The sequence below is a fragment of the Streptomyces sp. NPDC002911 genome, from assembly GCF_053591835.1.
In genome coordinates, this window is sequence record NZ_JBSFUO010000011.1 from 93825 (window position 1) to 105912 (window position 12088).

9 protein-coding genes are annotated in these 12088 nt (G+C 65.4%); 4 read left to right on the plus strand and 5 right to left on the minus strand.

The features are described from left to right. Nucleotides 1-5: 5 nt before the first annotated feature. The 4 genes from ACWD04_RS18895 to ACWD04_RS18910 form a co-directional block, all read right to left on the minus strand. The gene (locus ACWD04_RS18895; RefSeq protein WP_201104451.1) at nucleotides 6-2015 is read right to left on the minus strand and encodes an AIPR family protein; all 2010 of its coding nucleotides are present in this window, start codon (nucleotides 2013-2015) and stop codon (nucleotides 6-8) included. Beyond that, a complete protein-coding gene (locus ACWD04_RS18900) occupies nucleotides 2008-3018 on the minus strand; it encodes a PD-(D/E)XK motif protein (protein WP_201104453.1) in 1011 nt (336 codons plus the stop codon). Before ACWD04_RS18900 ends, ACWD04_RS18895 begins: the two co-directional genes overlap by 8 nt. After that, a complete protein-coding gene (locus ACWD04_RS18905) occupies nucleotides 3015-5786 on the minus strand; it encodes a Z1 domain-containing protein (protein ID WP_327390258.1) in 2772 nt (923 codons plus the stop codon). Before ACWD04_RS18905 ends, ACWD04_RS18900 begins: the two co-directional genes overlap by 4 nt. Before the next feature lie 63 nt (nucleotides 5787-5849). Then, nucleotides 5850-7325, minus strand: coding sequence for an ATP-binding protein (locus ACWD04_RS18910; protein WP_451133516.1), 1476 nt, complete (start codon nucleotides 7323-7325; stop codon nucleotides 5850-5852). A gap of 325 nt (nucleotides 7326-7650) precedes the next feature. Between ACWD04_RS18910 and ACWD04_RS18915 the strand changes: the two genes are divergently transcribed. Then, a complete protein-coding gene (locus ACWD04_RS18915) occupies nucleotides 7651-8310 on the plus strand; it encodes an HAD family hydrolase (RefSeq protein WP_201104459.1) in 660 nt (219 codons plus the stop codon). Here ACWD04_RS18915 and ACWD04_RS18920 read toward each other — a convergent pair. After that, nucleotides 8291-9565, minus strand: coding sequence for a transcriptional regulator (locus ACWD04_RS18920; protein WP_327390257.1), 1275 nt, complete (start codon nucleotides 9563-9565; stop codon nucleotides 8291-8293). The two genes, ACWD04_RS18915 and ACWD04_RS18920, sit on opposite strands and share 20 nt — an antisense overlap. A 286-nt stretch (nucleotides 9566-9851) precedes the next feature. Between ACWD04_RS18920 and ACWD04_RS18925 the strand changes: the two genes are divergently transcribed. The 3 genes from ACWD04_RS18925 to ACWD04_RS18935 all read left to right on the plus strand — a co-directional run bounded on the left by ACWD04_RS18925 (nucleotide 9852) and on the right by ACWD04_RS18935 (nucleotide 12057). After that, on the plus strand, nucleotides 9852-10535 hold the full coding sequence (locus ACWD04_RS18925) for a phosphotransferase (protein WP_451133518.1): 684 nt from the start codon (nucleotides 9852-9854) through the stop codon (nucleotides 10533-10535). Further along, nucleotides 10463-10729 (plus strand): hypothetical protein, encoded by a 267-nt coding sequence (locus tag ACWD04_RS18930; protein ID WP_451133539.1) that lies wholly within the window; start codon nucleotides 10463-10465, stop codon nucleotides 10727-10729. The genes ACWD04_RS18925 and ACWD04_RS18930 overlap by 73 nt, the downstream gene beginning before the upstream one ends. Nucleotides 10730-10806: 77 nt before the next feature. Further along, nucleotides 10807-12057, plus strand: a complete 1251-nt coding sequence (locus ACWD04_RS18935) for a methionine adenosyltransferase (protein WP_201104511.1) — start codon at nucleotides 10807-10809, stop codon at nucleotides 12055-12057. The last annotated feature ends 31 nt before the right edge of the window (nucleotides 12058-12088 follow it).

Genomic DNA, 12088 nt, shown 5'->3' on the forward strand with positions numbered 1-12088 from the left:
ACCAGTTACTGGCCGGGATTGAACCCCAGGCGCAGCGCCTCGCTGCGAGCGTGCAGGGCTTGGACAGCCTGCGTCTCGGGAACTTCCTGGTCCAGCTCGAGTCGCCTTCCGACAAACTGGGCCAGCTGCCGCTGCCAGGGCTCGAGGTTGCGGGTCTCCTTGGCCCAGCGCTCGATCGCGTACCACTCGTCAGCAGGAACCAGGGCCGCTTCCTCTCCCGCTCCCTCGTCGGTGCCGGTACCGCCGGCGAGTGCAGCCTCGTCCAACGAATGGTCCAACAGCTCCGCAGACAGCGCGCGTGGTGCCTTCCAGGACACCCTGGACACTGCGTCCCAGCACGCCGCCTTTTTGGCCCACTCACCCACGTGGTTGCCCTCCAAGGGGCTCGTCACAGCACGCATGACGCGTGGACACAGGTCGTGGATCGCGGCCTCCAGCACCGCCGATACGCCCTGCTCCCGCCAGATCCGGTCGAGATCGACCCGCCGTTCCGTTGCCAGGGACAACCGGGCCGTGGTGTAGGTGGTGATGGCTCTCTTGTGGCTGCCCGCTCCGTGGATGGCAGCGACCCGGTCCACCGCCTTGAACAGGATGGCCATCGCGATCACGCGCTGGCAGTACTGGACGTCAACGCGGGGCGGAGCCTCCTCGATGCGGAGCATGAACTCAACGAAGTTCTTCTGCGCTGCCCGGCTCACGAGGTACGGCAACTGGTTCCACGAGTGGACGAAGTTGGCGAGTTCCGACTTCGTGAACTTCTGCCTCACGGGGTTCAGCTGCTTGAACTGTCGCTGTCTGGCCGGGGTGCGGGCCTTCGATACCTCGTCCGTGTACTGGCCTCGCGCCCGCTCGTAGAACCAGTGGGTCTCCTGGCCACTGCCGTCCGTCGCAGGGGCCCACAGAGAGCGGGTGATCCGCTGGATCTCCACGTGATAGTCATGGTTGGAGCTGAAGTCGACCTGGGTCACCCTGTTCTGTGTGTTGGAGTACTCCGAGATCTTCGGAACGATCTCCCCGAGCCGTTGGGGCGATACCTCCGTCAGCTTCATCTGGACTCGGGCGTGGGACAGATCGGCCTTGTCGCGACTCAGCGCGTAGTGGAGCGAGGCCGTTGTCTGACCGCCGTTGACGATCTGAAGGCCGTGGACACCTGAGATATGGGTGGGCTCGCCGTCCGGTCCCCTCACGAAGTCGACCTGGGATGCCGTCGCTGTGATCCCGTTGTTGTAGGCCAGGAACCGGCCCGGTGAGTGCAGCAACGTCTCGCGGATACCGCGGTTGACCGCACCGCGGGTCTGGAGGAAGGAACGGACGTTGAGCTCGAGGAGCCGGGTGCCGTAGTCGGAGTACAGCTCAGCGAGCAACTGCCCGGGTATGACCGCCAGGACTACGGAGTGGTCCTCCTCCGAGCTGGGAGCTGAGACGCAGGCGAGTGGCGGGTCGAACGGCACCACAATTGGCTCCCCGAGGGCGCCCGACGTCGCATGACGGTGCAGCCGTGCCAGGTCCCATACCTCATGGTCCACCGGGAGGCCGTCGAAGTCCGAGGCCGGGACTTCGGCCGAAGTGCTCACCCGGTTGCTGAGCAGGAAGAGTCTGATTCGCTGCACCTCGGTGAGTGCCTTCTCGACCGCCGAGCACATGTCATACACGTCGAACGACTCGTCGATGTCCTGCTGTAGTCCGTCCCGGCAACGCAGCACGAACGTAAGAAGCCGCCTGAAGGCCGTCTCGGTCTGTGCTTTGGTGAGCTTGGTCTCCAGCGGCGTCAGCTGGAAGTCCGTCACGAACAGGTCCAGGGACTCGCCGGACTCACCGATGCCGTAACCGTGCACTTCGTGGCCCCGCGCCTTGTGGTACGCGGTGAAGGTGTTGGACACGACGCCGGCCTGCTCCAGGTCCTCGAAGACCTGACGTGTGAACGCCTCCGGGGTGGTCGTGCCCTCGGCGTCGGCGGTCGCCTGGACGTCGGCGACGAGGCTCCTCGAGAACTCGGCCAAGTCGAGTTCAGCCATGGGATCCCCCGATCAGTTCCTTCACTTCGTCGGCCGTCGCGCGGTAAGCGTCCAGACCTGAGGTGCTCAAGTGGTACGCACAGTCGCTGACGCCCTCACGAAGATCCGACTCGACCAGTTTCGGGAAGTCCTCCCGTACATGCCAGAAGCGCATGTCCCGGAGGGTGTACCGGGGCTCGTCGTAGAGGTCGCGGTGCCCGGGGAGGTAGCCAGCCTGGATGAGCAGACCATCGAGACGGGCCCGGGCAGAGGGATTCGTGAGCTGCTGACGTATTCCGTCCACCCTCCTGTTCAGACTCTCCCCCGACCCACCGCGTCGTTCATCGATCGCCACGAGCGAGAGAAGGAGGGCGGGGGTTCCGGTCCCGTCCAGCTGCCGCTCACTCGCGATGCGAATGCTGCGGGGGCGCTTCGCTGCGCTGGCCTTGGTTTCGATCGCCACATCGGGCAGCTGGAAGTCCTGGTTGGTCCCCGTGGGCCCAGTCCAAGCCTCGACAGCCTCGGACTGAGCCAGTGAGGCCAACAGGACGTCGCCCAGTACGAGGAGTTCGCCGTAAAGCCCGCGACGCGCCTCGACGCTCAGCCCGTCCCTGCCGACGGCACGCAGGAGGTCCTGCCACCTCCCGAATCGGTCCACGGCGGCTGCCAGGGCCTCGGTGGCTGCCGGAGCAGCCTTCGCCGTGTCTGCGACGTCGCTGACGAGAGGGTTGAACACCTCACGCAGCTCGTTCGCGGTAAGGATCACCTGGAGCTCGTACTCGACACGGGACACTGCACTGAGGCTCATCTCGATTCCGGCAGCCCGGGGGAGACGCCCCACCGACCGAACGATCGGGTCGACGGAGCGGGCATCGGCCCTCAGGACCAGCATGCGCTGTCGGCCGGGATGAGACACGGTGAGGAAGATGTCGAGCGGGGAATCCGGGTACAGGCGGAGTCGGGACCGCCCTGGCGCGTTCTGGGGACTCTCCAGTTCACGCCACTCGTCCTCGGTGACGGTCACGCCTCGTCCTCCTCGACGATCGAGTAGATGTCGTCCTGGAGCCAGACGGAGTTGGCAACGTACTCGGTCTTGGACTGGTGCTTCGAGTAAGGGAGGCTCACCTGGAAGCCCACGAGAGGTGTCGTTGACGCGACGCCAGTGGTAGTGACGGGCTTGATGGGGTAGATCAGCAGCAGGCCCTGATCGGGACGGCGCTGGCGTCGGATGTATTTGCCCGACGGGTTCTGAGGCGCCGCAGCCTTCTCCGCCTCCTCCGCAGCCTTCTGCGCAGCTTCGCGTGCCCTGTTCTCCTGGGCCTCGTTGAGGCCAAGCAACTCGTCCTGAGGACTGATGACTCGGCGGACCGTGTACCTGCCCTCGCTCTCGAAGTCGTCCTTGAGCGATGCGCGGGTCACGGTGCCAACGGTGTGTCCGGCGATATCCTGCCGTGACTTCGACGTCGTGCTGTTAATCAGAACGACCGTCCAGTCGGTCAGCTCTCCCACCCTTGCGCACTGGTTGATGTACTTCGCGATGAGCCTCGGTCGGACCCGCTGTGCCATGGGGTCGGTCTCATAGTCGGAGAGGAAATCGGAGACCAACTCAGGGGCAATGCCCTTCCACTGAAGGTTGTCGCCCTTTGGTGTCACCTCCGGCTCGGCAGTGCTGTCGAGTCGTCGGACGAAGTCCTCAAGTACCTTGAAGTTGTGAGCGACGGTCCGGTCGGCGAGCTTGAAGATCACGGTTTCCGGCCCTTCGCCGGAGTAACTGAGAAGGATCTTCGTGCCCTTGCGCATCTTGTTTGGTGTGGTCACTGTCAGCCCCAGTGACGAAGATCGAACCTTCAGGCCGAACGCCGTTGGCTCGAGGCCGAGTGTGGCCATCTCCTCTACCTCCCGGCGAAGTTCGTCAGTGGCGGCCGTGACCTCCACGTAGGCATCCTGGAGTTCGGGCGTCGTGTACAGACGGCACAGGTCCTCGTACTTCGGCCGGTACCCGAACCACCGCCCCATCTGGAGGAGGGCGTCGTACGACTTTGACCAGCGCAGGTAGTAGCTGACGGTCAGACCTTCCAGGGTGAGGCCGCGGGAGAGTTTCTGCCCTCCGACGGCGATCACGGAAAGACCACTCCTGCGGCTTTCGTAGTAGTCGAGTGCGTCCTTGGACGTGCCGTTCACGGCCTTGACCTGGATCTTCCGGATAGCGTCCAGGAGTTCCACCGAAACCTGATCCCATGTAAGGGGCTCGGCCTCGTCGGTTGGGAACTGATCCGTGGTGGGCACGAAGTCCCGCTCCCAGAGCCCTTGGAGCTCCTCACGGAGCGCGGGGCCCTTGCCGTACCTGTCCCGGAGCGTGTCGATGAGGAGATGCCGGTAGTCGTCGACCTGATCCCGTACCAGTCCCTGTACTGAAGTGAAGCGGGTGACGTGCACCAGCATCGAGTTGTGCACCTTCGTCTGCGCGCGGGCCCGCCGGGCCGCACAGGCCAGCACGAACGAGAGGATCGCCTCTCGCAGGGACTGGGGGAGTTTGTCACTGGGGACGTGGCCCGACTTGTGCCTGGCAGGAAGCCAGAGCTCAGCGTCCTTCACATGACGCACGAGTGGCAGGGGCGGTGTGTCCTCCTCGTCGTCATCGTCTACCTGTAGACCGAAGACCCGCTCAGGACCGAGGTAGTTGGAAGGAGAAGGCAGGCTGCGGATGAAGCTCGCCGGGAAGAGGTCCTCCCCGACCTTCTCGTTGTTCGCCTCAGGGTTGATGTAGATGTTGGCGAATGGGGTGGCCGTGTATCCAACGTACGCGGACTGGTCGAAGACGTTGACGAGATCACGGATCGCGGCGTTGGTCTTCGTCGGGTCCGCGTCGTCGTCCTTGGTCGTGTCGATCGAGGCGTTGTCGGCCTCGTCGTCGATGACGATCATGGGAAGGTCCTTCACGACCTTCCTGCCGTTCTCGTCCTCGGCCCCGTGAACGTCGAGCACCCAGTTGCGCACGTACTCGAGAAGCTTCCAGTGTTTCTTGACGACGAGTACCACAGGGAAGCTGCCGAGAGGGAAGTTGGTGTGGGAGGCGGTCTTCTTGCCGAAATCACCCTTTGCGGTACTGTTCGTGGGCGAGGCGATGTCGAGCTTCTTCGCGCCCGGCATCCGGCCCGCGCCGATGAGCCGGGACTTGCCGACCTCGTTGGACCGCCTGTAGTGCTGAGTGTCGAAACCCAGAAGTCCCTCGTCGATCCGTAGCTGGGTCTGGCTGCGGAGGTCGTCGTGGATGCCGGCGAGCACCACGACGAGCCGATAGCCGGCGTCCACGGCCTTGGCTGCAAGCCCGATGTACTGCCCGGTCTTGCCGGACTGCACCTGGCCGATCACGAGGCCCTTACGACTCCAGGAACCGGCGCGGCGCGGGTCCTCCAGCTGGCTCAGCACGTCGTCGGAGCTCTGGTCGAGTCGCCTCACGACCCATGGCGGTAGGTTCGCCACGTCCTCGAGGTAGCGCCGGTAGCGTTCCCAGAAGTCCCAGTCACGGTCGTTCTTCGCCTCGGGAAGCCACGGTTCGTGCCCCTTGGGGTCCATGAGGCCCGAGGACCGCTCCTGGAACACGGCGGTCATGGCCTCGATCTCCTTGGCCAGCTGGTCCCGGTCAAGGCCCTCACCCTGGGCGGCCAGCATTCCAAAGATGGCGTTGACCGCGTTCTGGACCTCCTCCGGCTTGGGCTGACGGTCCTGCGGCAGGAATCCGAGAACTAGGCGCTTGGCCTTGGCCATGGGGTCGTCGGGTTCGACTGTCACGTGGGACCTCCAGCTGGACGAGAACGGTATCGAGGAGAGTAGAGGCGACCACTGTCAGCGGGACTACTTGTTCCAGAAGCCCTGTAGTTGGTCGAAGGGCGGCATGGTGCGCAATCTGTCGCGCGCGGCAGCCGGTGAACGGCCGCCGGAGACCAACGACTCGTAGATGCGCTGCGCGACCTCGATAGCGGCGGCGTCGGCGGGCCCCGGTCCACCGAACGGCTCCGGGTCGTCGCTGGTGTCCGTCTCGTGCATCACACGGAGGGCGGCAACGGGCACCGTCTCCTCCAAGAGACGGATCAACGCGCGCACGTCGGACGCGGTGTTGCCGCCAGGTCTCAGAGCTGCCTGAACTAGTGGGTGGCTGCGGTTGATCTTGCACGTGACCCTGCCATCTGGCCGACGCACGGTCCATGCGTACGACAGGGGATCGCCGTGTGTACGCGCAGCGACCTGCCCTCGGTGCCGCAGTACGTCCGCGGCTCTTGTCCGCGCCTGCCGCGCGATGCGGTTCAGATGCGGGCGGAGACCGACGGGCGGGATGACGCTCGACTTCTTCACGTCGACGCCCCACTCGGCGTCCGTCTCGGCCGGGATATCGACGGCGATCCGAGCCAGGTTGTACTTCTCCTCGCGTCGCATCCCACGTTGCCCCAGCCAGTCGCCCGCCAAGATCAGGCGGTTCCGGCGGTAGACGTAGAACCCCTGCTGGTCGAGCCAGCCCTGTGGTCCCGCGGCTCTGGCGTACTCCTCCGATGTGAGCCGGTGGGCGCTTGGGAGGATGAACGCCTCGACCCGTACAGAACGGCCGCCGATCGGCAGTTCCTCAGTGGGGAGTCGCTGAACCGAAGGGTGGTTGCCCATGAACGGATCCCAAGGTTCAACCGAGGTCCCGGAGACTCGGAGGTTACGGCGTCGGCTCCCGGTGAGGAATCGGGCGAAGACCATGCCGAGGTGAGACTCCGCGCGGACCGCCTCGGCGTAGAACTGCTTCTGGGTGTGCTCGTCGTCCTCGCTGAAAGCGCCGCCGTGGTAGCCGTTGAGCCGTCGCCAGAGCACGACGGTGCCGTGGTCGGCGGCGCCTCGGACCTTGTCAAGCACAGCTGTGGTGGCGTCGTCGGCTCCGTGGAGCAGTCGCCATTCGCCGAACTGCTCGACGATGTCGAGGTCCCACGTGCGGGTGTGCCACTCCCCGGCGGTGGCGGTGGACACGGTGAGCTGCCTCGCCTGTGAGAACGAGGCCGACTTCAGACCGACACCGAAGCGACCCAAGTCGGTGGAGGAGCGCGTCGTCGCGGGCCCGCGAGCCGCGACGGTCATGGCCGTGACGAGTTCCTCAACAGCCATGCCCCAGCCATCATCGATGACCGCGATCCACGAGTCCTGTCCTGCCCAGGTGAACTCGACGTCGATGTTGCGGGCGTCCACCGAGATGCAGTTGTCCACGAGGTCCGCGATGGCAGCGGGCAGTGAGTAACCCAAAGAGCTGAGCGAGGCCACCATGCCTGCGGGTTCAGGGGCCGCGATGTCGTACGTCATGGGTGGTTCCAGCATGCTCCCCGACAGGGTCCCTTCACGGTGTGCGGCAGCCCCGTGATCCAGAGAACCAAGCGAGCGAACACCGCAGAGACCGGGGAATGCCCTCTGCTCTGTCGGCTTACGCACACGACAACTCCCCGCCCGGACTGATGATAATGGAGACATGGGGCGAATGCTGGTGGTTCCGGACTGAGTTAGCGTGAACCTTGACCCCGGACTCTGAACACTCGACAGGCTTCGGTCTGGAGGCGCCTGCGTAACCTCGGCCAGGAGGACCGTCTCCGTGTCCGCCTCTACGCGGCCGGCACCGTCTAATCTTCCGAGCATGATTCGTGCTGTGGTGTTCGACGTCGGTGAGTGCCTCGTCAATGAGACCCGGGAATACGGAACCTGGGCGGACTGGCTGGGGGTGCCGCGGCATACCTTCGCGGCGATGTTCGGAGCGGTCATCGCGCAGGGGCGGGACTACCGCGAGACGTTCCAGGAGTTCCAGCCCGGGTTCGATCTGGCTGAGGCACGGGAGAAGCGTGCGGCGGCAGGGAAGCCTGAGTGGTTTGGTGAAGATGATCTCTACCTGGATGTGCGGCCCACGCTGACAGCGTTGCGAGACGCGGGCCTGTGGGTGGGCATCGCAGGGAATCAGACCGTCCGGGCCGGCGGACTACTGCGCGGCCTGGATCTGCCCTCTGATCTGATCGCAACCAGCGATGACTGGGGAGCCTCGAAGCCGGATGTGGCCTTCTTCGAGCACGTCATCGATGCGACGCCTGCCGAGCCGGGCGAGATTCTGTACGTCGGTGACCGGCTCGACAACGACATCCGCCCGGCGGTGCAGGCGGGCCTGCTAACCGCGCTGATCAGGCGTGGGCCCTGGGGCACGATCCAGCAGCGTGATCCGGACGCCGACGCGATTACGACGATGCGGATCGACTCGTTGTCGGAGCTGCCAGAGAAGATCGCTAAGTTCAACGCTGGAGAGCGCTGACTGTCGTACCCCAGTCGTAGAGGCGGTCGTCGAGGTCACGGACGCATTGCTCGTTCTGCCAGGGAGTGAGCGTGCGCCGGACCTCGCGGACGCGGTCCATGCCGGTGGCGTACCAGGTGACGGCGAGTTGGTCGAGCGCCTGGGTTGCGTACCGGCATGCTTCCTCAGGTCGGTTGTCCGCAGCTTCGACCGCGGCGAGGTCGCCGAGGATGACGGTGCGTTGCTTGTCGGATGTAGGCGGCAGGTCGTCGAGGACCTGGCCGAGGGTTTCCCGCGCTTGGGGCAAGTGGCCGGCCTTGAGCTGTGTATTTCCCTTGAAGGCAGCCAGGCGGACGGGGCTGAACCAGTCCATCCAGATCGGTGTGGGGTGATCGGAGCCTGCCGCGAGGGTGTCCTCCGCGTGGCTGATCAGTTGTAGCGCGGTCCGCGGATTCCCGCAGCGGGTCTCGCACTCGGCCTCAACGGCATCCAGCCAGGCCCAGAGTTCCGAGGAGGCGTCTTCGCGGCGTGCGTAGGTGCGGGCAGCGACCATGCGCTCGACCGCCGCATCCTTGTCTCCTGCCCACCCAGGTATGAAGGCCATGTGAGCGAGGACTGCCGATCCGAGGAGTGAGTCGTCTGCTTCGCCTGCGGCCTGGAGTGCGCGCAGGAGGGTGTCGGACGCCTGGTCGGGCTGGCGTAGGTCGAAGAATTCGATGCGGCCGGCGAGCAGGTAGGACTCGGCCAGGGCAGCAGCGAGGATCCTGCGGGTGGGGTTCGCTGTCTCGGGCAGCAGAGCACAACCGAGCCGGGCGTGTTCCATGACTGCTGGGTGCAGGGTGGCCGGCGCCACCGACCAGTACAGGTGTCGGTGGGAACGGGTGACGGCCTCGAAGTCCTTGCCAACGGTGACCGGCTGCGTCGCGGTGGTGGACTGAGCGGGGACTGAGGCCAGCCGCGCTCTGGGCAGGCGTCGGTGTGAGGAATGGCTGGCTGTCGTTTCGGGCTGGCGCCCTTCAACCCCCCAGGGCGGGGTGAAGCCGAGGTCCTCCATGCTCTGGCCCAACAGGTGGGTCAGGACTCGGTGAACGTCGGGCTGGGGCCAGGGCGGTGTGGCGGACTCCCAGCGTCGGATCTGTCGGACGCCGACGGCCAGTCCTCGGATGCCGAGCTTGGGTGCGGCCTTGGTGATGGCGTCAGCCAGGGCTTGTTGGGAGTTGTATCCGGCGGCCATGCGGGCGGCCTTGAGTCGGGTGTTGCCAGCGGGACGGGACATGGATCTCCTCGGGGATGAACTCTCGTCAGAGAGTGACACGCGATGTCCCCGCCACGGCGCAAAATCATCCAAGGGCAAGCAAGAAAGCCCTGTAGTTGTCCTCTTGATGACCTGTCAGGGCCCTCGAATAGGACCTGGCGGACCAGGATGATGGCACTTCCGCAAGCCCAGCAGCAAGCGGCTGCGAACAGCGACTACCCGGCACAGCCACGTTGGCGGCGGTGACGACCAGCTCACTCACAGTGGCATCGGCAGGATGGAGGTGAGAAACATGGGCAGCGCAAACATGGGGGAGCCGTGGATCGAGCATGATCTCGGCCCGTTCGGACCGGCAGCCCTCAAGCCGTACTCCGAAACGCGGCGCGCCACGGACGGCAGTGCATTCCTGAAGGTTTACGTGGGCGTCGATCCCGAGGGCCGGCGTCGGCGCGAGGTCGCGACGATCAAGCGCGCCATCCTACGGGGAATCCCGGTTCCACCCGTCCTGGCCACGGGGAGGGGTGAAGCCGGATCGTGGACAGCTTTCCGGTCGGTGGCTGGGACGCCGTGCTCGATAGGCACGCACGAGGCAATTGAGGAATACATCGGTCACATCGTGGCTGTGAGTGGACGACTGCACCGGTCCACTGCTGGTCTCACTTCAGGATCCGGGTGGGAAGCGAGGCATGCCGATCTTGATTCGCCCCGCCAGTTCCTTCTGGACCAGCTCTCTCCTCGCTGTCAGCGACTGCCCTGGTGGGTGGTGCTGCGCACGGCCCTTCAAGCTATTGATGCGCACCCGGTCGTTCACCTGCACGGTGACCTCAAGGCCGAGCACCTACTGTCGATGGCGCTCGCCTGCACGTCGTCGACTGGGAGGCGAGCGCCCGTGGGCCGGCCGTCCTGGACTACACCGACGTGGTCTTCCACCTCATACGCGACCTGCTGTACGAGGGCGTGCCACCCGGACGTATCCCGATCGATCTCGTGACCCGACTGCCGTTCAGCGGGCCGGTTCTCGCCTGGCGACTGCTCCTCTGGCTCGACCGGCGTCGTCCCGACGACACCGGCCGCGTCACTGCCCACCATGTATACCGACTTGCGGCCGAAGAGCAGGCCGCCTCGGCGTACAAGTCTCTAGCTCACGCCATCCTCCGCCTCCGCAGTGCCGGCGTTCCTCGCTGAATCCACGCTTCATCGCTCGTCCAGGCGTGCTGACGCCTGTACTCATCCGCTTCTGCCCCCTTGAACGGGAGTTCGTGATGCCTCGTACGAGCACGACCATCGACAACAGCCATCTCGTCATCGACACCGGCATGGCCCAGCCGGACGCGACGACCATCGTGGAACGCAAAGGACTCGGCCACCCGGACACCCTTGCCGACCATCTTGCCGAGCGACTGTCGCGCGCCTACAGCCGCTACACCGTTGAGCGCTTCGGCGCCGTGCTGCACCACAACTTCGACAAGCTCGCCCTCCTCGGTGGGGCCAGCGAGGTCCGCTACGGGGGAGGTGGGATGACGTCGCCGGTGCGGGTCCTGGTCAACGGGAGGGCGGCACCAGCCTGCGCTGGAGAGCGCATCCCGGTCACGGAGATCGTGGAAGCCGAGGTTCGGGCGTTCTTCGCCGAGCGGCTCGCCGAGGTCTCGGAGCACCTCGACATCACCTTCAACATCACCAGCAATTCGAGTCCAGGCGCCGTCCTCACCGGCGACGCGGTGCCGGACCGAACCCGTTGGTTCAACCCACGCTCCATAGACGATCTTCGCGAGCGGCGTGTGCGGCTCTCGAACGACACCTCCCTCGGCACTGGCTGGGCGCCGGAGAACCCCTTCGAGTCCTTCGTCCGTGAGCTGGTGGACCACTTCTCCGGCGAGAGCGAGTTCACCCTCCCGCGCGCGTGGTGCGGCTCGGACGTCAAGCTCATGGGGTACTGGGACGGCGAGCAGGCGGACGTCGTGCTGTGCGTCCCCCAGAAGTCGCGCCACGTCGGCAGCCGTGCGGAGTACGTCGGAAACACCGAGAGTGTCCTCGCTGAGTGCTACCGGCTTGCCGACCTTCGACTGCCCGGCTCCAAGGCCCGCTTCCGATTGAACGCACGCGATGTCCCGGAGAAGGACGAGTTGTACCTGACCTACTCCGGCAGCTCGATCGAATCCGGTGACGAGGGCGTGGTGGGGCGCGGCAACCGCGTAAACGGGCTGATCACGCCATTACGGCCGATGAACCTGGAGGGTGCCAATGGCAAGAATCCCGTCTACCACGTCGGCAAGCTCTACAACGTGGCTGCGCAGCGACTCGCCAGCCGGCTTCACGAGGCAACCGGAGGGCACGCCGAAGTTCATCTGGTGAGCACCACAGGCCAGCGGCTCGATCAACCCTGGCGCATCCTCGTCCGCCTGTCCTCGCCTGACGCCGAGGTCGACAAGGTGCAGGCGCTGGTCACGGAGGCTCTCGGCGAGTTCCCGGCCCTCACAGATGAGCTCGTTTCTGACGGGATCGTGCTGAGCTGATGAGGACGCGGACGCTCGGAGAGATTCCCAC